The sequence below is a fragment of the Rhodococcus triatomae genome (genome assembly GCF_014217785.1).
GTDB classification, from domain to species: Bacteria; Actinomycetota; Actinomycetes; order Mycobacteriales; family Mycobacteriaceae; genus Rhodococcus_F; species Rhodococcus_F triatomae.
The window spans coordinates 3,423,379-3,447,324 of the sequence record NZ_CP048814.1 but is presented as its reverse complement, the minus strand read 5'-3'; the positions used below and the strand labels follow the sequence as shown (position 1 = coordinate 3,447,324).

Genomic DNA, 23,946 nt, shown 5'->3' with positions numbered 1-23,946 from the left:
TGTGCACACGACACGGGTCGGACACCCGCGCTGGCGGGGCCCGGCAACAGTGTGGTGCGGTCAGATCATCGGCGGATGACTGCGATGTAACAGGGTCAGACTTCGGACGAGTTTCCGGGCACGGGGCATGCGTCGACCGCTTCGGCGACGACCTGAGGGCCCGCCGGAGGTGCCGGGCGTCGCCCTCCCTCCCATGCCTGTCCGGTGAGCGGTGGGACCGTCGCCAACACCTCGATCTCCTCGGCTGTGAACGCTCGTCCACGGCTGAGGAATCGCACGCCCTCCGGCGCCTCCAGGCTGAACCCCGAACCTCGGCCGGGCACCACGTCGAGCACCAGCTGGGTGTGCTTCCATGCCTCGAACTGCGAGCCCGAGATCCAGACCGGGACGCCGGCGTCCTGGTCGGGGAGCGACCCCGGCACCTCGCCGACGGCGAGCCGGAGATCCAACAGCCCGACCAGGACGTCCCGGTCGCCCACGACGAATTCTCCTGCGGGATAACACATCGGCGCCGAGCCGTCGCAACAGCCACCGGACTGGTGCATCATCAGTGCACCGTGGGTGTCGCGCAGCCGGCGCAGCACGGCGATCGCGTCCGCGGTGGCCACGATCCGGCCCGGCACCGGCGCCATCAGAAGAAGCCTTGCGCCTTGGTCGCGTAGCTCACCAGCAGGTTCTTGGTCTGCTGGTAGTGGTCGAGCATCATCCGGTGGTTCTCCCGTCCGATTCCGGACTGCTTGTAGCCACCGAACGCGGCGTGCGCGGGGTACTGGTGATACGTGTTGGTCCACACACGTCCGGCCTGGATGTCGCGTCCGGCACGGTAGGCGACGGAGCCGTCCCTCGACCAGACGCCGGCACCGAGCCCGTACAGCGTGTCGTTGGCGATGCGGATCGCCTCGTCGTAGTCGGAGAAGGACGTCACCGACACCACCGGACCGAAGATCTCCTCCTGGAAGATCCGCATCGAGTTGTCGCCGGTGAAGACCGTCGGCTGGACGTAGTACCCGCCGGACAGGTCACCACCCAGCTCGGCGCGCTCACCACCGGTGAGCACCTTGGCCCCTTCGCTCTTGCCGATCTCGATGTAGGAGAGGATCTTCTCGAGCTGGTCGTTGGACGCCTGGGCGCCGATCATCGTGTCGGTGTCCAACGGGTTGCCCTGCCGCACCGCCTTGGTCCGGATCGCCGCGAGGGCGAGGAACTCGTCGTAGATGTCCTGCTGGATCAGCGACCGGGACGGGCAGGTGCACACCTCACCCTGGTTGAGGGCGAACATCGTGAAGCCCTCGAGCGCCTTGTCCTGGAAGTCGTCGTTCGCGGACAGCACGTCGGAGAAGAAGATGTTGGGGCTCTTCCCGCCGAGTTCGAGAGTCACCGGAATGAGGTTCTGCGACGCGTACTGCATGATCAGGCGCCCGGTGGTCGTCTCACCGGTGAAGGCGATCTTGCGGATCCGCGGGCTCGACGCCAGAGGCTTGCCGGCCTCCACGCCGAAGCCGTTGACGATGTTGAGTACCCCGTCCGGCAACAGGTCACCGATGATGCCGATCAGGTGCAGGATCGACGCCGGCGTCTGCTCGGCCGGCTTGAGCACGACCGCGTTGCCCGCGGCGAGCGCGGGAGCGAGCTTCCACACCGCCATCAGGATCGGGAAGTTCCAGGGAATGATCTGGCCGACGACGCCGAGCGGCTCGTGGAAGTGGTAGGCGACGGTGTCGTTGTCGATCTCGGACAGGGACCCTTCCTGCGCGCGGATCGCTCCGGCGAAGTATCGGAAGTGGTCGATCGCGAGCGGGATGTCGGCATTCAGTGTCTCGCGTACCGGCTTGCCGTTGTCCCACGACTCGGCGACCGCGATGGATTCGAGGTTCTCCTCGATCCGGTCGGCGATCTTGTTCAGGATCACGGCTCGTTCGGCGACGGACGTCTTTCCCCACGCCGGGGCCGCGGCGTGCGCGGCATCGAGGGCGAGTTCGACATCGTCGGCGGTCGAACGTGCCACCTCGCAGAACACCTCACCGGTGACCGGGGTGGGGTTCTCGAAGTACTGTCCCCCGACCGGCGGCGTCCACCGTCCGCCGATCCAGTTCTCGTAGCGCGGTGCGAACGACATCACGGCGTCGGCCGCTCCCGGGCGGGCATAGACGGTCATCGATTTCTCCTCGTCTCGTTGCCGCGCGGCCACACCTCGACGGTGAGTCGTGGCACATGATGCGCGTGCTGTGACTCACGACATTAAGAGCCCGAGGGTTGCAACTACGTTGCGAGCCGACGATCCAGGACGCTCAGATGTGCCGCGATCCTTCGGTAGCGCGGACTCGCGGGGTCGAGGTGCGCGAGATACGCGGACCAGGATTCGACGTCGTCGCGCCCGTGCGGGGACTCGGTCCACCGACGGAGCGCGTCGGCGTCCGCCTCCCCCAGAACCCCGGCGCGCACGCTCGCCCACAGTTCCTCGCGGATACGGACGACGCCGGGCGCATCCGAACCCGCGAGCACCGGTCCGCGGTAGCGGTCCAGCGCCGCACGGACGTCGCCTCGGTCGAGGTCGCCGCGCACCTCGTCGATATCGGTGACCAACGGAACGAGCAGTCGGTACGGACGTGAGGCGATGTTCGCGGATCCGAATATCTTTCGCAAACGCGACATTTCGGCCCGCACGGTCACGGTGTCGAGTTCGCGGTCGTCGAGCAGGAACGACAGGTGCTCGGCTGCCAGGCCCTCGGGGTGCTCGGCCAGCAACAGGAGGATCTCCCCGTGACGGCGGGACAATCGGACCACCCGGCCGCCGTGGCGCAGCCGCGGCCGCTCCTCGGAGAGGACCTCGAGCCGGGCAGCGCCCCGGTCCGGATCGGGCCCGGCGTCCAGCCCGCGCAGGCGGAGTTCGGCTTCTGCTGCGGCAACCGTCGCGCGCACCAGTTGCAGTGCCTCGGGTGTGGCGACCCTCGGACCGCCGGTGATGTCGACGGTGCCCAACAGCTGCCCCGAGACCGGATCGTGGACCGGTGCGGCGGCGCAACTCCAGTCGTGCACGTTCCTGCTGAAATGCTCCGCGCCGAAGATCTGGACGCAGTGGTCGAGTTGCAGGGCCGTGCCCGGCGCATTGGTGCCGACCGCCGCCTCGCTCCAGTCCGTACCTTCGATGAAGCTCATCCGGTCCGCGCGATCGCGCGCCGACCGATCCCCCTCCACCCAGAGGAGCCGTCCCCGCTGATCCGAGATCGCGACGAGCAGCCCGGAATCCTCCGCACCGTCCACCAGCAGGCTCCGCACGACGGGGCGAATGGAGGAGATCGGATGCGCCGCCCGGTACTCCTCGAGATCGGCCGCCCCCAGCGCCGACCCCTCCGCACCCCGGTCCGGATCCACACCGCCGCGCAGACTCCGCTGCCAGGATTCGAGAACCACCGACCGGACCGGCACACCACCCTCGTCGGGGTTGTCCGCCGATCGGGCGACGAACCGCTCGTACGCACTCGAGACGCGCCGGGCGAGCGTGCCGGTGTCCTCACCGGGACGGACCGCAATCCACGGGTTGGATCGGGTGCTGTCAGCGGGCATCGGGCGGGCTCCTCTCGAACGTTCCCCCACTGTAACCCCGGTCACAGGTGAACGGTATCCGCTCCTGCCGGGGCGGCGAGGAAGGCGGCGATCCGCTCCGCGACCATGACCACCGTGGCATGCGGCCCGCGAGTGGGCACCACCGGAATCACGGAGCTGTCCGCCACGAACACCCCGTCCACCCCGCGCACGCGGCCCCGCTCGTCGACCACCGAATCCGCGTCCGTCCCCATCCGGCAACTCCCGCACAGGTGCGCGGCCGTCGACAACCGCGCAGCCGGCGACGCGACGTGTCCGCCGCCGGGTCGGCCACCACCGAATTGCTTGGTGGAGAGAATCTCCCGAGCCACCGTCATTCCTTCGCCGAGAGCGTCCCGGTCCCGGCCCGAACGGAGGTAGCCGTAGCGCACCGAAGGCCGGGCGGACGGGTCCGCCGACACGATCTCGACGGCACCGACACTGTCCGCCCTCATCAGCCCCACCCCGAGCTGCCACTCCGAGACACCCGAGCCGGGAACCAGGTCGCCGAACGGTGCCGTGTACGGCCTGATTTCACAGTCGCCCACGTTCAATACGACCTCGACGACCGGTGCCGACACATCGGTCGCATCCCTCCCGTCGGGAAACATGAACGGCACCAACATCTCCGGATGATCAGTGAAGTCACGTCCCACGTTCGGAGAGTCTGCCACCACCGGGATCCCCTGCCGCACCAGGACATTCACCGGACCGACACCCGACCGCTGCAACAGCGCCGGCGTCTCGACGGCCCCCGCCGCGAGAACGACCCGGTTCGTCAGCACCAGCCTCTCCCCCGCGCCTTCGGACCATACGACTCCACGAACCTTGTTGCCCTCGAACGCGATCCGATGGACCAACGCACGGGGTCGCAGCGTCAGCCCGGTTCTCCCCAACGCGGGCCGCAGGTGTGTGTGCGCCGTCGACGCCCGGCGTCCGGATGCCACGTTGAGAGGAACGGGACCCACTCCCGCGTCGCCACCGTCGTTGAGATCGGCAATCCACCCGAATCCGGCGGCGAGGGCCACGTCCGCGAATGCCGCGCCGACCCCGTCGAATCGTTCGGCATCCCGCCGCTCGACCGGCACCGGCCCGTCGGCCCCGTGCCGGGGGCCGGTGAAGTCCCGGTCGTGCTCGAGAAACCGGAACCACGGAAGTACCTCGTCCGCCGACCACGATGCGGGCCACCTCGCGAAGTCGGCATCCGGTGCGCGGACGAAATAGGCGCCGTTCACGGCGCCCGAGCCGCCCACCACCCGCCCGCGCGACACCGAGCCACGGGTGTCGGACATGAGTTCGACGGGATAGTCGATCGCCAGATCACTGCCGGGGCCGACCGGCATCCGAGTCGGGTCGAGGACCCGGGTGTCGTCGAACGCCGCCGGTCCGGCCTCGAGCACGAGCACGGTACGGGAGGGGTCCTCACTCAGCCGGGCAGCCACGACACACCCGGCCGATCCGGCGCCCACGACGACGACATCGGCGAATTCGACAGCGGCCCCGGCCGCATGGGCGGCGATGACCGTACCGCTAGGACTTCAGTCGAGGCTTGAGCGCCTCGAAGTCCCGGGCATCGACCGCACCCCGCCAGAGTCCCGTGCCGTACGCGACGTCGTCGAGTCGCTTGAAGATGGTGTGACGGACCGGGCCCAGCCCGCCCGGCTCACGGTGCGTCGCCCAGTCCGCGACCCCCTCGGCGACGGCGATCGCGACCGCGATGCGGCGGATTCTGCGCGAGAGCAGCACCGCCAGCAAGGTCACCGGCCAGTAGTGGCGACACAGGGCGGATGCCAATTGCCACGCGCCCCCCACGAACCCCCGGGCGGCGAGGACGGCAGCGATGCGCGTCGGCTGATCGAGACCGGTGAACATGGTGCGCATCCGTAGCACCGTGACCACGAATGTCGCCATCGCTGCCAGTAGGCCGAGCTTCGTGCACGTCGCGGCCGCCAGCCAGGCGAAGAGCGTCCACGGAGACATCGACACCGGTGGCACCATGCCGGAGTGCCTCGCGGCGAGCGGCGCGGCGCCCGTCCCGTAGAAGAGCTTGCGGGTGAACCACTCGGCGAAGGTCACCCGGTGGTCGTGAGCCACCTGGGCGACGGGCTCGTAGCGCAGCCGCCATCCACCGTCGCGCAGCCGCCAGCACAGATCGACGTCCTCGGCCACCTGCATCGATTCGTCGAAGCCGCCGTTGTCCTGCAGCACCTCGCGGCGGGCGATCATCGCGGCGCTCGGGACGTAGGAGACGGGGCCGCCGGGAGACACGGCGGACTCCTTGCGGCCGAGATCGAGCGAGGAGCGAGCGTGCTCGTAGCGGGCGAGCGTCCCGACGTCCGGCTCGAGCGCCACGATACGGGGCGCGACCAGCGCGACGGCCGGATCGCTGAAGTGACCGAGCATGACCTCGATCCACCCCGTTCGCGGAAGCACGTCCGAGTCCAGGAAGGCCACGAACGGCGTTGTCACGGTGGCCAGTCCGGTATTGCGTGCGGCGGCGGGGCCACGCGCGGTCTCGTGCCGCAGGACGGTGACCCGCCCGGGACCCGGGAGATCCTCCGGCAAGGCCACCGGCTCGTGCGACCCGTCGTCGACCACGACGACGTCGCACGCACGGACGGCGGCGAGCAGACGCCGCAGACCGGCCGGGTTGTCGTGCACCGGCACCACGACGGTGACATCGCGCGGCGACGGCGTACACATCGGGCGCGGATTCGCGACTCCGGAGTCGAGGAGCCGGCGTGCGACGACGGCGCTCTGCGGGTCGACGACCTCGAGATATCCGTCGCCGATCATCGCGGCCGCCGTGGGCGCGAGCTTCAGCATGCGAGTGGGAGAGCCGCCGATGAGGACGCGACCGCCTGAATAGGTACGCACCTTGGGATCGATCCTGATCCCGAATCCGTCGGGGAGCCGAGCTTGGTGCATCAGCCGATGGTATTCCGATTGACGGGCGCAGGGATAGCATCCCCGAAGAAAATCATCGGCTCTCCGCACATTCCTCCGCCGGACACTCCGGCAGTGGCGCCCGTGGCGCCCACTCGGGCCGTGGCGTCCGGTTCACCCTGTCGCATCGCGTGAGCCTCCCGTCCGGGCCCCGATCACCGTCGGGCCACTGCGCCCGCGCCGCTCCCTGCCCACCGGCCGGGACCCGCGCCTGTCCCCGGGGACCCTACCGTGTCGGGATCCGGGGTGGCACCGGTGCCGGAATCAGGGCTCGAAGACGACCCGACCGACGGTCGACCCGTCGCCGAGCCGGCCCAGCCCCTCGGGCACCTGAGCGAACGGGAGCCGCTCGCCGATCAGCGGCGCGATCGCTCCCGACTCCGCGAGGGCGGTGAGTTCGTCGTGGCACAGGCGAATGGCCGCGGCATCGTGATGTTGGTACAGACCCCAGTGCAGACCGATGATCGAATAGTTCTTGATCAGAGCATGATTGAGGCCGGGGCGCGGGATGGTGCCACCTGCGAATCCGATCACCAGGATGCGTCCCTCGAACGCGATGCACTTGGTGGACTTCTCGTAGGCCTCGCCGCCCACCGGGTCGTACACCACGTCCACACCGCGCCCTCCGGTGAACTCCTTGACGATCGGCACGAAGTCGTCGACGTGCCGATCGATCACGAGGTCGGCCCCGAGGTTGCGGCAGTACTCGGCCTTCTGCGCGCCGCCGACCACCCCGATCACCGTGGCTCCCGCAGCCTTTCCGAGCTGCACGGCCGCACTCCCGACCCCTCCTGCCGCGGCGTGGACGAGGAGGGTTTCGCCGGCCCGCAACGTGGTGCGGCGATGCAGGGCGAACCACCCTGTCTGGTATCCGATGAACAGCGCGGACGCCTCCGCGTCCGCGAGCGCCGCAGGTGCGGGGAACGCGTTCGACGCCTGCATGACCGTGCGCTCGGCGAAGGCGCCCAGCGGGAGATTCGGGCTACCGATCACCCGTTCGCCGATACCGACCGTGTCCACTCCTTCCCCGAGGGCCACGACACGACCGCACAGTTCCACCCCCGGCGTGAAGGGCAGCGGAGGCTTGACCTGGTACTCGCCTCGACAGAGAAGTACATCGGGGAAGTTGGCCGGCGCTGCGAGCACGTCGACGACGATCTGACCGGGCCCGGCGACCGGTTCCTCGACGTCGACCAGTTCGAGGACGGAACGCGGTTCACCCAACCGATCGACACGCCATGCCTGCACTGCGGACTCCTTCGTCGTCACCGGTTCTCACCGCGCTCGTTCTCACCGCGCTCGGGAACCCGGCGCGGCGCTCACCCGCCATGTATATGTGAATCCGGCCTCGAGTTCAATAGCGGAGCCGGCCGTCCGGCCCCGGATCCCATGCCTCCACCGCCGCGGCCGCCCGGCCGACCACCGCCGCCAGCAACCGGCGCCCCTCGTCCGCCGACGCCCCCGTCGGATCGCCCAACACTCCGTTGGGCGCGACCGGCGCCACTCCCCGCTCCCGCAGCACCGGCAGAAGTTCGGTCATCGGTGTGCAGTTGCCCGGCTCGGCCCGGGCCAGACGCACACGTTCCGGCGAGAGATGCAGCAACAGTGAGGTTTCCGTGCGCCCCGCATGGGCGTCCGCGCCCGGAATCGCACACGGAAACCACGCCACGTCCCGGCCCTCGTGGCGCAACAGCGTCGTCGCCGCCACCAGCGCAGGGCCGTTGCCCCCGTGGCCGTTGACCCACAGCACCCGGCGGGCCCACCGGCACACCGACCGCCCGTACTCCACCAACACCACGGTGAGTGCCTCCGTGCCCCAGGAGACGGTGCCGGGAAAGGCCTCGTGCTCCCCACTCGCTCCGTACGCCACCGGCGGCGCCAGCATGCCCGGCAACTCGCGCGCGACGGCCGTGGCGACGACCGTGTCGGTGTCGAGAGGCAGATGAGGACCGTGCTGCTCGAGCGAGCCGACGGGAACGATCACCGTCGTCGCGCCGGGCTCGACATCCGGCCACGTGCTGTCGGCGAGAACGGATGCACGGGGCGCGTCCGCGGCGCGGGCCGGGCCCTCCCCCGCCGAGCTCAGGATCGGTCCCCGGGTTCGAGCGCCGCGACCACCCGGTCCACGACGGCAGTCCAATGATCGCGCTGGGCAACCCGTTCGGCGGAACTCGCCAACCGCTCCTGATGGAAGCGCACCGTGGTCCCCCGGGCCGACGGCGTCAGTGCGACCTGGACCGTGGAATCGTGCGACCAGTGCACGGGCTTCCAGGTGAGCCGAATCCGGTCGCCGGGGCGGAAGCTGCGGAGTTCGCCCACCGTGCCGTCGCCGGACTCCCACTGCTCCCCGACCTCGCGAGGAAGCCGCGCTCCGTCACCCAGCCACACCTGTGGCCGGTCGGCGAGCAGCGCCCACACGTGGTCCGGCGCGAAGGGGATGGATCTCGACACCCCGATCTCCCAGCCGACGTCCCGGGTCCTTCCCGTGGGGCTGGATCCCATCGTCGTTCACCGTCCTTCCTGGCAACCGATCCGGCCGACCCGACTTCCGAGCCGGCTCTCGCGTTCACGGTATCGGGAATCGCGGACAGCCATCGTCCGCTTTCGCCGGCTCGGCACGGCGACGGCCCGTCACAACAGAGCCGCGATCCGCGCGCCTTCCCGGATCGCGGAGTCGATGCGTCGGGGTGCGACGGCGTCTCCGATCCGATGCACGTCGAATCGCTCTCCCTGCAGCTGCTTCCAGAGTGCGTCCACCGGCTGCTGCGCGGCCGCCACGACCACCCAGTCCACGGCGTACTCACGGCGGGTTCCGGTCGGATAGTGGGCGAGGACGACGACCTGTCGCGACCCGGCCGGTCTGTTCCGGCCACCCGGCCGGCACTGCACCGGGACCACCTCGGTGACCGTCTCCACGCCCAGATCGTGCACCCGCGCGGTCCAGCGTTCGAGATCGAGGGTCAGGCCCAGGTCCTGACCCACCACCGCGGCCGATGTGCAGACGGTGACGGCACATCCCTGTCGCGCGAGCAGTTCCGCCACGGAGGTCGCCGGATGGAACCCCGACTCGTCGACGACCAGAACCTCGCCTCGGGGTCGGGCCGTGCCGTCGAGCACGTGACATACGTCGACGACGTGGGGGCCGCTCGCCCAGGACGGACGTCCGGGCTCCGCACCGGTCGCCACCACCACGGCGTCCACGCCTGCCTGGCGGACCACGTCGGGGTCGGCCCGCGTGCCGAAGCGGATCTCGACACCGGAGTCCGCACAACGTCGTTCCAGTGAATCCACCAGATCGATGAGCTCACCCCGATGCGGTGCACCGGCCGCGAGGCGCACCTGCCCACCGGCCTGGGCGGCCTGTTCGAGGACAGTGACCTCGTGACCTCGTCCGGCGGCGTCCACCGCCGCCTGCAGGCCTGCCACGCCGGCCCCGACCACGAGTACTCGGCGCCGAACCCTCCTGCGGGGCACCGGCAGGTCGACGGACTCCCGGCCGGCGGCAGGATTCACCACGCACGCGATCGTGCGATTCATCCCCACCCGGCCGATGCACTCCTGGTTGCACGACAGACACGGAACGATCGTCTCCTCGCGCCCACCGGTCGCCTTCGCCGCGAATTCCGGGTCCGCGATCTGGCCCCGCACCACACTCACCAGGTCGCATCGGCCCTCGGCCAACGCCCGCTCCGCGACGGCGGGATCGTTCAACCGGCCCGCGCCCACCACCGGCAGGCTCACCCGCCGTCGGATCGCGTCCGAGACGTACAGGCCGTAGCCGCGCGGAGCGGCCATCGACGCCTCCACCTGATACAGCGTCGAGGTCGCCGTCCCGACGGTCGTGTTGAGATAGTCGAGCCGTCCCCCGCCGTCGAGCATCCCGGCGAGTAGGACCGCCTCCTCCGTCCCGATCCCGTCCGCCACCAGATCGTCACCCGAGAGACGCACGCCCAGCACCAGACTCGGGCCGAGTGCCTCCCGCACCGCGGCGAGCACCTCCGTGAGGAAGCGGGCGCGGTTCTCCAGGCTTCCGCCGTATCGGTCGGTGCGCAGGTTGTGCGAGGGCGCGAGGAAGGCGCGGATCAGCGAGGACTGTGAGCACTGCACCTCCACCCCGTCGAATCCGCCACGGCGGCAGCGCTCCGCCACCCGGGCGAACGAGGCCACGAGTTCGCCGATCTCGGTCGTGTCGATCGCGTGCGGCACCTCACGGAACATCGGATCGGGCACGGCGCTGGGGGCCCAGAGCGGCCGCCGCGTGTACAGACCGGTGCCCTGCGGGCCGTTGTGTCCGATCTGCGCGAGCACAGGGGTGTCGTGTGCGTGCACCGCATCGGTGAGCGCACGGTAGCCCGCCAGTACCTCGTGGCGGTGACCCTGGATGACCTTCTCGTACGGGCGATCCGACGGGTGCACCGTGTGTTCCTCGGTGACGATCAGCCCGGCCCCGCCGGCAGCACGGGCCGCATAGTAGGCCTCGTGCTGCCGGCTGGGCATCCCGTCGACCGCCGCATTCGTCAGATGCGCGGAGAACACCACCCGGTTGCGCAGGGTCAGCGGCCCCACGCGCACCGGGCTGGACAACAACGGGAAGGACGTCACACCTTGGTACTTCCCATGTCCACCGCGATGTGGCTGGCCGTGACGGTCCGAGACAGGTCGCCAGCCAACCACATCACGGTGTCACTGATGTCGTCCGTCCGGGCCAGAGGGGTATCGGTGAGGATCGTGCCGAAGCTCGACAGGTAGTGCGGATGCGCCTGCAACATCTCCAGACTGCCCTGATCCGTACCCATCGGGGTGTCTACCCCGTAGGGATGGATCGAGTTGACCCGGATCCGGAACTCACCCAGTTCCTTCGCGGCCGCCTGGGTCAGACCGACCAGACCGAACTTGGATGCAGCGTAGTTTGCTTGGCCGGGAAGCGCTTTCATACCCGCCACGGAGCTGACCACGATGATCGACCCGCCGTTACCTGCCTCGATCATCGCCGGTGTCGCCGCCTTGAGTGTCTTCCACACACCGGTGAGATTGACGTCGATCAGTGTCTCCCACTGATCGTCGGGCATCTCCCAGAACCGGCTCCAGTTGCAGATTCCGGCATTGGCGACGACGACGTCCAGGCGACCGAACTGTTCGACCCCCTTCGCCACCACCGCGGAGAGCGCCGCACCGTCGCGCACGTCGGCGCGCTCGGCATGGATCTTGCCGCCCTCCGCCTCGACGAGGCGGACCGTTTCGTCGAGGTCCTGGCTCGTTGCCGCCTCGTAGGTGTTGTACTCGGACACCGGGCCGCACACGTCGACCGCGACGACCGCCGCACCCTCGCGTGCCAGGCGCACCGCGTGGTTGCGCCCCTGTCCCCGTGCAGCTCCCGTGACGAACGCTACCTTGCCGTCGAGCAGTCCCATGTCGTCCTCCATATCGTCGATGTCGGGTCGGGTTCCCGTTCGAGTACGTGCCGGGCAGCAGCCCGGCCGTCACGTATCGCCTCGGCGACGGTCCTCGGGGCGACGCAGTCCCCGATCCGGTTCGCCCCCGGGACGTCGAGTTCGTGCCGCGACCGACCGGGAGAACAGTCGACGACGACGTCACACCTCACGAGGCGGGTCTCGCCGGTGTACCGGTCACGACATCGGATGCCGGTGCCGTCCCACCCGGCGAGGTCGCTGCGCAGCTGCCGACGGACACCGGCGCGCTGCAGTCTCTCGCCCGCCCCGGACAGGTCCCCGGTGGCGGCCAGGCGGGACCCGACCACGTCGTCGGGGGTGACGTAGGTGACGTCTCGTCCGTCTGCGGCCAGTCGGCAGGCGACAGCGACACCCAGCGGTCCACCGACCGGATCCCAGGTCACCACCGCGCCGTCCGGGACGCCGTCGAGGACCGCTGCCGCGGACATCCAGTGGGGCCCGTCGGCCGGGGGCGGCGAGGGATCCGGCGAGGGATCCGGCGAGGGATCACTGCCCTCGGCGACCAGAACCCAGGTACCGGAGCGCATCTCCCGGGTCACCTCACCGCGCGTCATCGAGGTATCGAGCGCCACGCGCACACCGAGCCGGGCGCATTCGGCACCGAGCCAGTCCACGAGCGGAAGTAGATGGGGGACGAGAGCCCCGGCGCGGGCCACCTCACCACCGAGCCGCGAGGAGCGCTCCGCGAGCCGGACCGACCACCCGCTCTCGGCCGCCGTCCGGGCGGCCTCGAGGCCAGCCGGGCCGGCGCCCACGACGAGCACCTCGCCGGGCGCGGCGGGCTTTCCGGCAGACGGCTCGCACGGTTCGGCACCGGCCTCCGGGTTCCCGATGCAGGAGACGACCGGATTTCGCGGATCGAGAACCTGGCAGGTCTGGTTGCACAGCACGCACGGACGCGGGGCGCGGCCGGCCGCCGACCGCCGCACCAGGTCAGGGTCCGCGATCTGGGCGCGGGTCATCTCGACCAGATCCGCGACACCCTCGTCCAGTGCGCGCTGTGCGTCGGCCGGGTCGACGACACTGCCCTGCAACACGACCGGTGTCGCTCCCGCAACCTCCCGCATGCGACGGCACAACTCCGTGTTGAAGTTCCGCGCGACGTGGAAGTCCGGCCGGTAGGCATGCGACGAATAGAGCCCACCTCGGACGACGGTGATCAGGTCCACGAGCGGAGCCAGCTCGCGGACGAAGCCCCGGGCGCTCTCGGGAGTGATCCCCGCCCAGGGCGCCAACTCGTCGCAACAGACCCGCACTGCCAGGATTCCGGACCGGAAAGTGTGCCGCACCGCGGTGATCACCTCGCGGGTCACTCGGGTACGGTCCCGGCCGTAGTCGTCGGTGCGATGGTTGGTCAGTCCGGAATGGAACTGCCGTAACAGCGACCGCACGCCGATGTCGATCTCCACACCGTCCGTGCCCGCATCACGCGCGCCGGCGGCTGCACGCGCGAAACCCTCGACCACCTCCGCGATCTCGGTGAGTTCCATCTCCATCGGGAGCTCGCGCGTGGCCGGTTCGGCCACGCGGGAAGGGCCCCAGAGCGCGGAGCGCGTCCACGCACTCGATCCCTCGAGACCCGCGTGGCCGAGACCGGCGAGCACCAGCGTTCCGTACGGCCGGCAGGCCCCCGCGATCGCGGCCCATCCGGCACCGTTGCCCTCCGCCAGGGGCGCGCGCTCGTACGGCTGGTCTCCGGGATGGATCGACGCCGTCTCGGTGACGACGATCCCGGCACCACCTCGGGCCCGCCGCTCGTAGTACGCGACATGCCGCCGGGAGAATCTCCTCCCGTCACCGAGATTGGTGACGTGCGGGCCGAACACGATCCGCGACGGGGCGGAGCAGCCGGCGAGCCGCACCGGACCGGTGAGTGCGGCGTCCACGGACGTCCCGCTTCCTCAGCGGGTGACGCCGAGCGCCCGGGTGAACCCGTCGGGCACCACGACATCCGACGGATCGAGATCGGTGACGGACGGCTTCCCCGTCGCCATCAGCGCTGAATCCACACCGCCCCTGAGGATGTCGAGTACGTTCTCGACACCAGCCTGACCGTTGGCGGCCAGCCCCCACAGGTATGCCCTGCCGATCATCACCGCACGCGCACCGAGGGCAACTGCCTTCACCACATCGCCGCCGCGGCGCACCCCGCCGTCGAGGACGACCTCGATGTCGCCGCCGACGGCATCCGCGATTGCCGGGAGCGCACGGATCGGAGCCGGCGTCCCGTCGAGATTGTTGCCACCGTGGTTCGACACCGAGATCGCGGTGACGCCGGCGTCCACCGCACGTTTCGCGTCGTCGACGCGCATGACGCCCTTGAGCATGAAGGGGCCGTCCCACTGTTCCCGCAGCCAGGCCACGTCCTCCCAGGTGGGCAACGGAGTCCCCATCCACTGGCCGTACGCCCCGAAGAACGTCGGCGCCGCACCGCCGTCGGCCGGTGCGAGGTTGGGCGTGGTGAGGTCCGGGATCGATCCGGACTTCGCGTAGCGGAGCAGCCATTTCGGGTGCAGCAGCCCCTGCACCGCGTTCTTGCGCATCGCCTCGAAGTTCATCGACTCCGGGATGGCCGGGCTGCCCCAGTCGCGGCCGTGGGAGAAGGACCAGTCCAGGGTCATGATCAGGCCGACCGCACCGGCCTTCTTCGCCCGCTCCATCCGGTGCAGCATCTCGTCCCGGCTGCCCACCCAGTACATCTGGAAGAAGGTCTGAGGATTCGCCGCGACGACCTCCTCCACCGGCTTACTCGCGAAGGAACTGAGCCCCATCGCAATACCCCGGTTGGCGGCCGCGCGGGCGACCGCGACCTCACCGTCCGGGTGCACGGCCTGCACCCCGGTGGGCGAGATGACGACGGGGAACGACAGCGGCTGCCCCATCACGGTGGTGGCGAGGTCCCGCTTGTCGAGAAGACCCGCCACGTGCGGGGCGAAGCCCACCTCGGAGAACGCCGCGATGTTGTCGTCGGTCGTCACTCCCTTCTCGGACCCGGCGACCAGCGCCAGGTAGACCGGCCTGGGCAGCTGCTTCTTCGCCCTCCGGTGCGCCTCGGCGACGGTTTCGAACCACGTGTTCGCCATCACTCACTCCTCGTCATGCCCGCGAGCGGGTTCTCGTCGCAGATCTTGGCGGGTGGACGCGTCATGAGCGTCAACGGCACGGGCGCGCGCGGCGTCCGGCGCTGCCCGGTCCGCGAGTGATCCACACTCGACTTCGGTACGGTCCGTTCCGATTCCAGAGCGGCTTCCCCGAATCCCTGCACACACTCCGGATCCGGGCCGTCCATCGGCAGGCCGGTGAAGAACTTGGCAGCCATGCACCCGCCGCGGCAGGCGTCGTAGTGTGCACACTTGGTGCACGCGCCCCCGGTCTGCGGGGAACGCAGGTCCGCGAACAGCTCGGAGTGCTGCCACACCTGCTGGAAACCACCGTCGGACAGGATGTTTCCGGCCAGGAACTGCTCGTGGATCGCGAACGGGCACGCGTAGACGTCGCCCACCGGATCGATGAGGCAGACCACCCGCCCCGCCCCGCACAGGTTGAGACCGGGCAGGGCGTCGCCGTATGCGGACAGGTGGAAGAAGCTGTCCCCGGTGAGGACGCCGTCGCCGTGCGCGACCAGCCAGTCGTACAGTTCGCGTTGCTGTGCACCGGTCGGATGCAACTCGTCCCAGACGTCGGCACCACGTCCGGACGGACGGAGCCTGGTGATCCGCAGCGTGGCACCGTAGCGGTCGGCGAGTGCCTTGAAGTCGTCCAGCTGGGCGACGTTGTGGCGGGTGACGACGACCGAGATCTTGGCGTCCCGGAAGCCCGCGTCCGCGAGATTCTCGAGCGCGCGCACCGCCATCGCGAACGATCCGGGCCCTCGAACCGCATCGTTGACCTCGGCCGTGGCGCCGTCGAGCGAGATCTGGACGTCGACGTAGTCCGATGCCGCGAGGCGGCGGGCGACCTTCTCGTCGATCCGTACACCGTTGGTGGAGAACTTCACCCCCACCTGGTGTGCCGTGGCGTAGTCCACCAGCTCCCAGAAGTCCGGACGGACCGTGGGTTCGCCACCGCCGATGTTGACGTAGAAGACCTGCATCCGCTGCAACTCGTCGATGATCGACTTGCACTGGTCGGTGGTGAGCTCGCGGGGATCCCGCCGACCGGACGAGGACAGGCAGTGCACGCAGGACAGGTTGCAGGCGTAGGTCAGTTCCCAGGTGAGGCAGATCGGGGCGTCGAGCCCCTTCTCGAACTGGTCGACGAGCCGACCGACGGGAGCCGGCCGCTGCAGCATGGAAGTCATTCGAAACTCGATTCGTGTGCGCCGCTTCGCTCGCCGGTCACCGCGCGAGATGCGGGACGTGCGAGGGAGAGGGCGGACGGTTCAGGCGGGGACGATCATCTGCGAGTCGGCGAGGGTGGCGAGCGCCCGGGCGTACTGCGGCGCCGCGTCGTCGCCGACACCGTGCGCCCGGAGCGCGGAGCGCACGTCCGGATGACCCGGCAGTGCCTGGACCACCGACACGATCGTCCGGTTCTTCAGGAAGGACAGCTTGCGCGTGCCGAAGTGGTAGAGCAGCGCCCCGAAAGGTTCGGGGCGCAGCGCCACCTGCGCGTGGAGCCGCCACGCACCGTCGAGATCGAACCCCGGCATCGGTGAATCAGGGACCGGTGAATCAGGGGCCGGTGAAACGGGGGCCGTCGGTGAGACAGGAGTCGACATGAGCGAAACCGGCGTCCGTCAGTACACGCCGCACATGCCGTCGATCGAGACCTCCTCGACCAGCGACTCCTCGACCAATTCGGTGCCGTTCACGGCGTCGTTCTCGTCCATGACTTTCCTCCTCGGGACTCCGGTCACATCTAGGGTGTCTGTGTGACCCTGTTCACGGACTATAATGGCATCGAGTGCAGAATGACAAGGGGCGTCGATAGAGATGGGTAGTCGCACCTCACAGCTGGGCACGTCGCGGTTGGGTCGGCGCCCCGCCACTACCCAGGACCGGATCAGCACGGTCGGCATCGACCTGTTCAGCAAGCAGGGGTTCGACGAGACCAGCGTGGACGAGGTCGCCGAAGCGTGTGGCATCGCGCGCCGCACGCTCTTCCGCTACTTCCCTTCCAAGAACGCCATCCCCTGGGGAGATTTCGACGCCCATCTCGCCACCATGCGAGAACGCCTGCACACACTGCCGCCCGACCTCACCGTCGTGGACGCGCTCACCGCGGCGCTGCTCGAGTTCAACACCTTCCCTGTCCACGAGGCGTCCAACCATCGGAAGAGGATGAAGCTGATCCTCGAGGTACCCGCACTGCAGGCATATTCGGTCGTGATGTACCAGGGCTGGCGCGACGTCGTCGCCGACTACGTGGCCGAGCGCCTGGGCACCGCGCCCACCGACCACGTGCCGCGGACGGTCGGGCACGTCCTCCTCGGTGTCGCGATGGCGGCGTACGAAACCTGGCTGACGAACGACGAGACGGCGCTTCCCGACCTACTACGCGAAGGGATGGACTGCGTGGCGGGCGGCCTGACCGCACTGACGCGCTGACCTGGTCCCCCGTGTCTGCCGAGAGATCGTGTCTGCCGACCGATCACAACTCCAGGTCGCGACGCCGGAAGAGGACTACCCCGGCCACCGCGAGAGCCGCTGCCACGACGCCGAGCACGACCAGCGACCCGAACGTCACCGATTCGGCGGGGACGGCGGGAACGTGCCGCAGCGGTGAGATGTCCATGACAGCCTCGGGCAACTGCAGGATCGGCCCGAGCATCCCGATGACGAGGCAGGCCGCGAGTGCTCCCCAGGACAGCGCGCTCGCCCAGCGGGGAAGCCCCCCGATGACCAGTACCGCGAAGCCGGCGACTGCGAGGATCGCGGGCACGTATGCCAGAGCGGCCCCCACCAGTGCGGGCAACTGCCCGGCGACGTCGCCGATCGTCATTCCGTAGGCCAGGCCCATCGCCGCCCCGCACACCAGCTGCACCAGGACCACCCCCACGGCGACGATCCCCACATGGGCGCCCATCCAGCGGGGACGGCTCAGTGCGGTCGCCAGCACCGACTCCAGACGTCCGGCCACCTCCTCGCCGCGCATCCGCAGCAGCGCCTGCACGGCATAGGCGGAGGCGGCGATCGCGGTGAAGACGAGGATCGTGGCGAAGTACGCGTCGGTGAGGCTGTCCGCGCCCCCGCCCCACTGCTCGATCATCTCCGCGGCCTGCTCGCCCTCACCGAGGAATCCCTCGATCTCGTTTCCCACGGTCCCGTACGCGACGCCCGCCACGGCGAGAGCCAGCAGCCACCACATCAACACCGACCGCTGTATCCGCCAGGCCGACCCGAACGCCGTCGGCAACAGGCGCGCCGCGCGCGCCGGCCCCGGCCGCGGCTGCATCAGCCCGGCCCCCAGATCGCGACGCTCGGTGAGCGTGTAGGCAATCACCGACGTCACCGCGACGAACACCGCGAACAGGGCGAGGATCCACCATTGATCGTCGTCGAACGGCCGCATCTGCTGCGCCCACCCGATCGGCGACAGCCAGGACATCCATCCGCTCACCACCCGGATGCCACCGTCGACGACCTCGCCGGACATGTCGCCCAAGGCACGGAGCAGGAACGCGGCGCCGAGCACCGCCCCGGCCAGGCCGTTCGCGGTACGCGCCGACCCGGTGACCTGCGCCGCCACCGCCGCGACCGCCGCGAACGCGATGCCGGCGGCTGCCATCGACGCACCGGTCACGAGCGAACCGGACATCGGTAGCCCCAGGGCCACCAGCAGTATCGCGTTGGCACCACCCAGAGCGATGTTCGCGCCCACGGCCACGATCAAGGCCGCGGTGAGCAGGGCCTGCCGTCCGACGACGGCAGCCTCGACGAGCTCGGCGCGTCCGGTCTCCTCGTTCTGCCGGGTGTGTCGCACCACGAGCAGCGTGCTCATGAGCGCCGCAGCGACCGCGAACAGCATCACCGTCTGACTCGCCAGCAGGGCGCCCAGGCTGTCGCCGGACACGATGCCGGCCGTCGCCAGCTGCACCGGCGACTGCCCGGCACTCACCGCGAGGCCGTGCAGATCCTCCGGATCGGGATACAGCTCCTCCAACGACACCAGCGAGACCGCCTGGATCGCGGCCAGCGAGAGTACCCACACCGGGATCTGCACCCGGTCACGGCGCAGGGCCAGCCGCACCAGGCGCGACGTCCCGCGCAGGCGATCGGCGATCATACCCCGTCACCTCGGTGCACCGAGCCGTGCGGGTCTGCGGCGAGGTGCTCCGCGTCCTCGCTCGCGAGTTCGTCCCCGTAGTGCCGCAGGAACAACTCCTCGAGCGTCGGCGGCGAGGAGGTCAACGAGCGGAGACCGAAGCCCATCACGTGCCGCAGCGCCGATTCCAGCGCGCTCGAGTCGACCTCGAACCGGGCGTGGACACCGTCGACCTGCACGTCGTGGACCCCGGCCAGGGCACCGAGCCCGGCGACCGCACGGTCGGTCTCGGCGGACACCGACGTCCGGGTGAGGTGGCGGAGCTGGGCCAGACTGCCCGATTCGACGGTGCGCCCTTCGCGAATGATGCTCACTCGATCGCACAGCGCTTCGACCTCGGCGAGGATGTGGCTCGACAGCAGGACGGTACGGCCCGCGTCCACGGCCTCGCGCACGCAGTCCCGGAAGACCTCCTCCATCAGTGGATCGAGTCCCGATGTCGGCTCGTCCAGGATGTAGAGCTCGACATCCGACGCGAACGCCGCCACCAGGGCCACCTTCTGACGATTGCCCTTGGAATAGGTCCGGGCCTTCTTCGTCGGATCGAGCGAGAACCGTTCGAGGAGATCTGCGCGGCGGCGCTCGTCGATCCCACCTCGCAGCCCGGCGAGCAGGTCGATCGCCTCACCACCGGACAGGTTCGGCCAGAGATTGACGTCGCCGGGAACGTAGGCGAGGCGGCGGTGCAGTGCCACGGCATCACGCCAGGGATTGCCGCCGAGCACCGTGGCCCGGCCCCGGGTCGCGCGCAGGAGCCCGAGCAGCACGCGGATGGTGGTGGACTTGCCGGATCCGTTGGGTCCGAGGAAGCCGTGCACCTCCCCGGGGGAAACCTCCAGGTCGAGCCCGTCCAGCGCGTGTACGTGCCCGAACGATTTGACCAGTCCCTCCACCGAGATTGCTGCAGTCATGTTTTTGACAGTACAGTGATTTCACAAATGTGTGAAGATTAGAAAGAGTGAATCATGCCCGACCCTTCCGGCGCCGGCGACACCTCCGGCGACGTTCGGCAGTTCATCGAACAGCTGGCGATGGTGCTCGTGTCGATGGGATTTCCACCGATGCCCGCCCGTGCGTGGGCCGCGATGATGTCGAGCGACGCCGACACCACCACCCCTGGCGAGCTCTCCGAACGGCTGGGCGTGAGCCCCGCCGCCGTCTCCGGCGCCGTGAACTACCTGCTCCAGGTCGGGCTGATCGAGCGCGTCGCGGTTCCCGGTTCACGACGACGGCACTACCGCGTGAGCGTCGAACTCTGGGCGAACGCGTTCGAGCGACGCCAGCGCGCTCTCGGCCGGTTCTCCGCCCTCGCCGGCGAGGGAATCGCCATGCTCGGCGCGGACAGCCCGTCCGGGCGGCGGATCGCCGAGGTGCGGGACTTCTTCGACTACGTCTCCGAGCGGATGCCTCGACTGCTCGCACAGTGGCGGGAGGAGCGCCGTGCCGAAGCGTGACGGTTGTTCCGGGGTGGACACCGGACTGCTATCCTCAAACTAGAACCTGTTCTAGATTTGACCACCGGTCCGGCGCGAGAGGAAAGCCCAGACGATGACGACGCTCGACGTGCCCCACAGCTCGAGGTCGGTGATCCTCACCGTATCGCAGGTGATCGAGGAGACCCCGGACTCCCGGTCGCTCGTGTTCGACGTGCCTGCCGAACTGGACGAGAAATTCGCGTACCGGCCGGGCCAGTTCCTCACCCTCCGCATCCCGAGCGACCGAACCGGCTCGGTGGCTCGGTGCTACTCCCTCGCGAGTTCTCCGTACACCGACGACGCACCGAAGGTCACCGTCAAGCGCACCGCGGACGGCTACGGCTCGAACTGGATCTGCGACAACGTCCGGGCCGGGGACACCCTCGAGGTGCTCCCCCCGTCCGGAGTGTTCAGCCCGAAGCATCTCGACGGCAACTTCCTGCTCTTCGCCGCGGGCAGCGGTATCACGCCGGTCATCTCCATCCTCGAATCCGTCCTGGTGGCCGGCAACGGCACGGTCGTCCTGTTCTACGCCAACCGGGACGAGAGCTCCGTCATCTTCGCCGACGACCTGCGCGGGCTCGCCGAGAAGTACCCCGCCCGACTGGTCGTGGTGCACTGGCTCGAACGCCTGCAGGGGTTGCCCGGCGCGGACCAGATCGCGACGTTCGCGGCGCCGTACCTGTCCGGGGAGGCGTTCATGTGCGGCCCCGGCCCGTTCATGGACACCGTGCACAAGGCCCTCGCCGACGCCGGGATGCCGCGCGAACGCGTCCATGCCGAGGTCTTCAATTCGCTTGCCGGAGATCCGTTCCGGGACGTCGAGGTCGCCGAGGTCAGCCCCGAGGAGGCGGGCGACGCGGCGACGGTGCGGGTGACGTTGGACGGCGAGACCCACGAGCTGCGCTGGCCGCGTTCCCAGACCCTCGTCGAGATCATGATGTCGAAGGGCATCGACGTCCCGTATTCCTGCCAGGAAGGTGAATGCGGTTCGTGCGCCTGCACTCTCCTGTCCGGCAAGGTCGACATGGAGAACTCCGAGATCCTCGACCCGGAGGACATCGAGAGCGGATACATCCTCGGTTGCCAGGCCAAGCCCGTCACCGACGACCTCGAAATCGAGTTCTGACTCCGAGTTGCGCGTCCCCTCCCGGGGGTAGATCAGCGCTGGGCGCGATAGTGCGCGCGCTCGTCCGCGGAGAGGTGCTCGGTCGCATAGCTCAGTGCGGTCCGGCCCATCTCGGCGGCGTGGACGTCGAGGAAATCCGTCAGCGCCTCACGATCGACCCGTGAGCCCACTTCTCGCAACATCCACCCGACGGCCTTCTGGATCAGGTCACGACGATCGCTCAGCACCTTCTCCGCCAGCTCGAGCGTCGTGGACGCGTCTGCACGCGTGAGGAACCCGAGTGTCGTGAGCAAGGCAACGCGCCTGTGCCACAGGTCCTCGTCCGCGGCGAGTACACGGACCGGGTCACGGGGGCGGTCGGCGAACCACGCGCCGAGGATGCGGGGAGCCGAAGTATCGACGAGATCCCAGTTGTTCACGTGCCCGTCGCGGACCGCTTCGAGGTAGGCGTCCACCACCTCCGCGCGGACCGACTCGTCCCGGGCCCGCTCGAACCGCTCCACGAGCAGCAGGAGTCCGGCGAGCCGATGCTCGTGCACCGGGCTCTCGAGCAACCGGCGGATCTCGGCCGGCGGAATGTCCCGATGCGCTCGGACGATCTTCCGCGTCTGCGGCACCCGGACCCCGAGGAACACGTCGCCCTCGCCGTACTCCCCCGGCCCGGTCTTGAAGAACCGCTGCAGGTGAGCCGCATCGGCGGCGTCGGCCACGAAGGCGAGGTCACGCTGGACGTCGGCGGCAGTGGAGGGCACGTCCCCGAGCCTGTCACACCGGCCGCAACAGCTCCGGGGAATTGTTCCTCGGGCTGTTGACGGCGGTGCGAACCTCGTAGGGCTCGAGTTTCGGCTCCGGCACCGAGGCGAGAAGAGCCCGGACCTGTGCGGGATCGTCGATCGCCGGATCCAGCCAGTGCTCGACGAATGTCTCCGGCAGCACCACCGGTGAGCGGTCGTGGATGTGCCCCGCGGCGTCCGTCGCCTCGGTGGTGAGGATCGTCGCCGACCACAACCATCGGTCGGGATCGTCCTCGGCCTTGTCCGGATCCCGCCACAGTTCGTACAGGCCCGCCATCGCGAGGACGCCCTCGCCGTGCAGGAAGTACGGGATCTTCTTCCCGTCACGCTTCTGCCATTCGAAGTATCCGTCGGCGGGAAGGATGCACCTGCGTCGCACCGCCGCCCGCCGGAATGCGGGCTTCTCGGTGATCGACTCCGAGCGTGCGTTGATCAACCGGTTCCCCGTCGCGACGTCCTTCGCCCAGGACGGAACCAGGCCCCAGCGGGCGGACCGCAACTGCCGCACCGGATCTGCGTCGGGCGCCTCTCGCGGAGGCCGTTCGAGGATCACCCGTACCTGCTGGGTGGGAGCCACGTTGTACGACGGCGGTAGCGCATCGTCGACGACCTCTTCCACCGCGAAGGCCGATCGCAGTTCCTTGTCGGTGGTGGTACTCGCGTAGCGCCCGCACATGTCCGCTCCCGATCCTCGAGACTCCCGTGCACCCGGTGTCCATCCAACACGAACCCCCCGGCGAGGGACATCGGGACCGATCGTTTCGCAGTCACCGCATCGAGACCTGAACCGGCCGACGGTTACCCGAATGCAATGGTCGACGGCATTGATAGGACGCCCGACCAGGCGTGTACTGGAAGTGGACACAATCCAGTTCGAGGAGGCTCGACATGAGGTCGTGGAGTCGAATTCAAGATGTCGCGGCCGTGGTACTCGGCGTGTACGCGGCACTGTCGCCGATCTGGCTCGATACCAACAACGCGGCACGCTGGTCTCTGATCGTTCTCGGTGTTCTCGTGGCACTGGCCGGCGTGGCGCACATGTACCGGCCCGAGCTGTCGTACGCCGAGTACGGGATGGCGGTACTCGGCGTACTGATGTTCATCGCTCCCTGGGCGATGAACTTCCATGCGATGAGCGGCGCAGCGTGGACCGCGTGGGTGGTCGGCGTGCTCACCGTCGTCGTCGCGGTCACCGGGCTTCCGGTGACCAACTCGCTGGCACACAGACAGGGAGGTATGGCGGCACATCACTGACAGACGAGACAGCACATCTGCACGACGAG

The 23,946-nt window shown here is 69.1% G+C and carries 23 protein-coding genes; 4 read left to right on the top strand and 19 right to left on the bottom strand.

What is annotated here, in order from left to right; translation table 11 throughout:
* Nucleotides 1-95 precede the first annotated feature (95 nt).
* The 15 genes from G4H71_RS16355 to mftA form a co-directional block, all read right to left on the bottom strand.
* The gene (locus tag G4H71_RS16355) at nt 96-632 is read right to left on the bottom strand and encodes a DUF779 domain-containing protein (RefSeq protein WP_072738317.1); all 537 of its coding nucleotides are present in this window, start codon (nt 630-632) and stop codon (nt 96-98) included.
* Nucleotides 632-2,155 carry an acetaldehyde dehydrogenase ExaC gene (exaC, locus tag G4H71_RS16350; protein ID WP_072738456.1) on the bottom strand — a complete coding sequence of 508 codons (1,524 nt, stop codon included), beginning with the start codon at nt 2,153-2,155 and terminating at the stop codon, nt 632-634. Before exaC ends, G4H71_RS16355 begins: the two co-directional genes overlap by 1 nt.
* 104 nt (nt 2,156-2,259) lie before the next feature.
* A complete protein-coding gene (locus G4H71_RS16345; RefSeq protein ID WP_072738318.1) occupies nt 2,260-3,564 on the bottom strand; it encodes a GAF domain-containing protein in 1,305 nt (434 codons plus the stop codon).
* A gap of 41 nt (nt 3,565-3,605) precedes the next feature.
* Nucleotides 3,606-5,102, bottom strand: coding sequence for a mycofactocin dehydrogenase MftG (mftG, locus tag G4H71_RS16340; protein WP_072738319.1), 1,497 nt, complete (start codon nt 5,100-5,102; stop codon nt 3,606-3,608).
* 10 nt (nt 5,103-5,112) lie between these two features.
* Entirely contained in the window at nt 5,113-6,510 is a 1,398-nt protein-coding gene (gene mftF, locus G4H71_RS16335) for a mycofactocin biosynthesis glycosyltransferase MftF (RefSeq protein ID WP_072738320.1), read from the bottom strand.
* A 282-nt stretch (nt 6,511-6,792) separates the two neighbouring features.
* A complete protein-coding gene (locus G4H71_RS16330) occupies nt 6,793-7,776 on the bottom strand; it encodes an NADPH:quinone oxidoreductase family protein (protein WP_072738457.1) in 984 nt (327 codons plus the stop codon).
* A 106-nt stretch (nt 7,777-7,882) separates the two neighbouring features.
* Nucleotides 7,883-8,614 (bottom strand): mycofactocin biosynthesis peptidyl-dipeptidase MftE, encoded by a 732-nt coding sequence (mftE, locus tag G4H71_RS16325; RefSeq protein ID WP_072738458.1) that lies wholly within the window; start codon nt 8,612-8,614, stop codon nt 7,883-7,885.
* Nucleotides 8,611-9,030, bottom strand: coding sequence for an SRPBCC family protein (locus G4H71_RS16320; RefSeq protein WP_072738321.1), 420 nt, complete (start codon nt 9,028-9,030; stop codon nt 8,611-8,613). The genes mftE and G4H71_RS16320 overlap by 4 nt, the downstream gene beginning before the upstream one ends.
* Before the next feature lie 129 nt (nt 9,031-9,159).
* Entirely contained in the window at nt 9,160-11,130 is a 1,971-nt protein-coding gene (locus tag G4H71_RS16315) for a mycofactocin system FadH/OYE family oxidoreductase 2 (protein ID WP_072738322.1), read from the bottom strand.
* Nucleotides 11,127-11,939 (bottom strand): mycofactocin-coupled SDR family oxidoreductase, encoded by an 813-nt coding sequence (locus G4H71_RS16310; protein ID WP_072738459.1) that lies wholly within the window; start codon nt 11,937-11,939, stop codon nt 11,127-11,129. Before G4H71_RS16310 ends, G4H71_RS16315 begins: the two co-directional genes overlap by 4 nt.
* Complete coding sequence (locus G4H71_RS16305; RefSeq protein WP_072738323.1) at nt 11,915-13,885, bottom strand: mycofactocin system FadH/OYE family oxidoreductase 1; 1,971 nt, start codon at nt 13,883-13,885, stop codon at nt 11,915-11,917. The genes G4H71_RS16310 and G4H71_RS16305 overlap by 25 nt, the downstream gene beginning before the upstream one ends.
* A 15-nt stretch (nt 13,886-13,900) precedes the next feature.
* A complete protein-coding gene (mftD, locus tag G4H71_RS16300) occupies nt 13,901-15,082 on the bottom strand; it encodes a pre-mycofactocin synthase MftD (protein WP_072738324.1) in 1,182 nt (393 codons plus the stop codon).
* A complete protein-coding gene (mftC, locus tag G4H71_RS16295; RefSeq protein ID WP_072738325.1) occupies nt 15,082-16,299 on the bottom strand; it encodes a mycofactocin radical SAM maturase in 1,218 nt (405 codons plus the stop codon). Before mftC ends, mftD begins: the two co-directional genes overlap by 1 nt.
* Nucleotides 16,300-16,380: 81 nt before the next feature.
* Nucleotides 16,381-16,650, bottom strand: coding sequence for a mycofactocin biosynthesis chaperone MftB (mftB, locus tag G4H71_RS16290; RefSeq protein WP_072738326.1), 270 nt, complete (start codon nt 16,648-16,650; stop codon nt 16,381-16,383).
* A gap of 87 nt (nt 16,651-16,737) precedes the next feature.
* Entirely contained in the window at nt 16,738-16,830 is a 93-nt protein-coding gene (gene mftA, locus G4H71_RS16285; RefSeq protein WP_072738327.1) for a mycofactocin precursor MftA, read from the bottom strand.
* A 103-nt stretch (nt 16,831-16,933) separates the two neighbouring features.
* On the opposite strand from mftA, the gene mftR reads away from it, so the two are divergent.
* Nucleotides 16,934-17,548, top strand: a complete 615-nt coding sequence (mftR, locus tag G4H71_RS16280) for a mycofactocin system transcriptional regulator MftR (RefSeq protein ID WP_072738328.1) — start codon at nt 16,934-16,936, stop codon at nt 17,546-17,548.
* A gap of 43 nt (nt 17,549-17,591) precedes the next feature.
* Here the strand turns inward: mftR and G4H71_RS16275 are convergent, their stop codons facing one another.
* Together G4H71_RS16275 and G4H71_RS16270 are read right to left on the bottom strand one after the other, a co-directional pair.
* Nucleotides 17,592-19,226 (bottom strand): ABC transporter permease, encoded by a 1,635-nt coding sequence (locus tag G4H71_RS16275; protein ID WP_072738329.1) that lies wholly within the window; start codon nt 19,224-19,226, stop codon nt 17,592-17,594.
* Nucleotides 19,223-20,176 (bottom strand): ABC transporter ATP-binding protein, encoded by a 954-nt coding sequence (locus G4H71_RS16270; protein ID WP_072738330.1) that lies wholly within the window; start codon nt 20,174-20,176, stop codon nt 19,223-19,225. The genes G4H71_RS16275 and G4H71_RS16270 overlap by 4 nt, the downstream gene beginning before the upstream one ends.
* A 54-nt stretch (nt 20,177-20,230) precedes the next feature.
* On the opposite strand from G4H71_RS16270, the gene G4H71_RS16265 reads away from it, so the two are divergent.
* Entirely contained in the window at nt 20,231-20,719 is a 489-nt protein-coding gene (locus G4H71_RS16265) for a GbsR/MarR family transcriptional regulator (RefSeq protein WP_072738331.1), read from the top strand.
* Nucleotides 20,720-20,813: 94 nt separating this feature from the next.
* Nucleotides 20,814-21,869, top strand: coding sequence for a ferredoxin--NADP reductase (locus G4H71_RS16260; RefSeq protein ID WP_072738332.1), 1,056 nt, complete (start codon nt 20,814-20,816; stop codon nt 21,867-21,869).
* Nucleotides 21,870-21,901: 32 nt separating this feature from the next.
* On the opposite strand, the gene G4H71_RS16255 is transcribed toward G4H71_RS16260, so the two are convergent.
* The gene (locus G4H71_RS16255) at nt 21,902-22,621 is read right to left on the bottom strand and encodes a DNA alkylation repair protein (protein ID WP_072738333.1); all 720 of its coding nucleotides are present in this window, start codon (nt 22,619-22,621) and stop codon (nt 21,902-21,904) included.
* A 13-nt stretch (nt 22,622-22,634) separates the two neighbouring features.
* Nucleotides 22,635-23,339 carry an SOS response-associated peptidase gene (locus G4H71_RS16250; protein ID WP_072738334.1) on the bottom strand — a complete coding sequence of 235 codons (705 nt, stop codon included), beginning with the start codon at nt 23,337-23,339 and terminating at the stop codon, nt 22,635-22,637.
* A gap of 212 nt (nt 23,340-23,551) precedes the next feature.
* Between G4H71_RS16250 and G4H71_RS16245 the strand changes: the two genes are divergently transcribed.
* A complete protein-coding gene (locus G4H71_RS16245; protein ID WP_072738335.1) occupies nt 23,552-23,917 on the top strand; it encodes an SPW repeat domain-containing protein in 366 nt (121 codons plus the stop codon).
* Nucleotides 23,918-23,946 lie beyond the last annotated feature (29 nt).

Coding starts and splice junctions, on each gene's coding strand:
- G4H71_RS16270 (WP_072738330.1), bottom strand. CDS start 20,176: ATGACTGCAGCAATCTCGGTGGAGGGACTGGTCAAATCGTTCGGGCAC.
- G4H71_RS16245 (WP_072738335.1), top strand. CDS start 23,552: ATGAGGTCGTGGAGTCGAATTCAAGATGTCGCGGCCGTGGTACTCGGC.
- mftB (WP_072738326.1), bottom strand. CDS start 16,650: ATGCCGGGGTTCGATCTCGACGGTGCGTGGCGGCTCCACGCGCAGGTG.
- G4H71_RS16310 (WP_072738459.1), bottom strand. CDS start 11,939: ATGGGACTGCTCGACGGCAAGGTAGCGTTCGTCACGGGAGCTGCACGG.
- mftF (WP_072738320.1), bottom strand. CDS start 6,510: ATGCACCAAGCTCGGCTCCCCGACGGATTCGGGATCAGGATCGATCCC.
- mftR (WP_072738328.1), top strand. CDS start 16,934: ATGGGTAGTCGCACCTCACAGCTGGGCACGTCGCGGTTGGGTCGGCGC.
- G4H71_RS16355 (WP_072738317.1), bottom strand. CDS start 632: ATGGCGCCGGTGCCGGGCCGGATCGTGGCCACCGCGGACGCGATCGCC.
- G4H71_RS16265 (WP_072738331.1), top strand. CDS start 20,231: ATGCCCGACCCTTCCGGCGCCGGCGACACCTCCGGCGACGTTCGGCAG.
- G4H71_RS16345 (WP_072738318.1), bottom strand. CDS start 3,564: ATGCCCGCTGACAGCACCCGATCCAACCCGTGGATTGCGGTCCGTCCC.
- G4H71_RS16260 (WP_072738332.1), top strand. CDS start 20,814: ATGACGACGCTCGACGTGCCCCACAGCTCGAGGTCGGTGATCCTCACC.
- mftC (WP_072738325.1), bottom strand. CDS start 16,299: ATGACTTCCATGCTGCAGCGGCCGGCTCCCGTCGGTCGGCTCGTCGAC.
- exaC (WP_072738456.1), bottom strand. CDS start 2,155: ATGACCGTCTATGCCCGCCCGGGAGCGGCCGACGCCGTGATGTCGTTC.
- G4H71_RS16275 (WP_072738329.1), bottom strand. CDS start 19,226: ATGATCGCCGATCGCCTGCGCGGGACGTCGCGCCTGGTGCGGCTGGCC.
- G4H71_RS16320 (WP_072738321.1), bottom strand. CDS start 9,030: ATGGGATCCAGCCCCACGGGAAGGACCCGGGACGTCGGCTGGGAGATC.
- G4H71_RS16250 (WP_072738334.1), bottom strand. CDS start 23,339: ATGTGCGGGCGCTACGCGAGTACCACCACCGACAAGGAACTGCGATCG.
- mftA (WP_072738327.1), bottom strand. CDS start 16,830: ATGGACGAGAACGACGCCGTGAACGGCACCGAATTGGTCGAGGAGTCG.
- mftD (WP_072738324.1), bottom strand. CDS start 15,082: ATGGCGAACACGTGGTTCGAAACCGTCGCCGAGGCGCACCGGAGGGCG.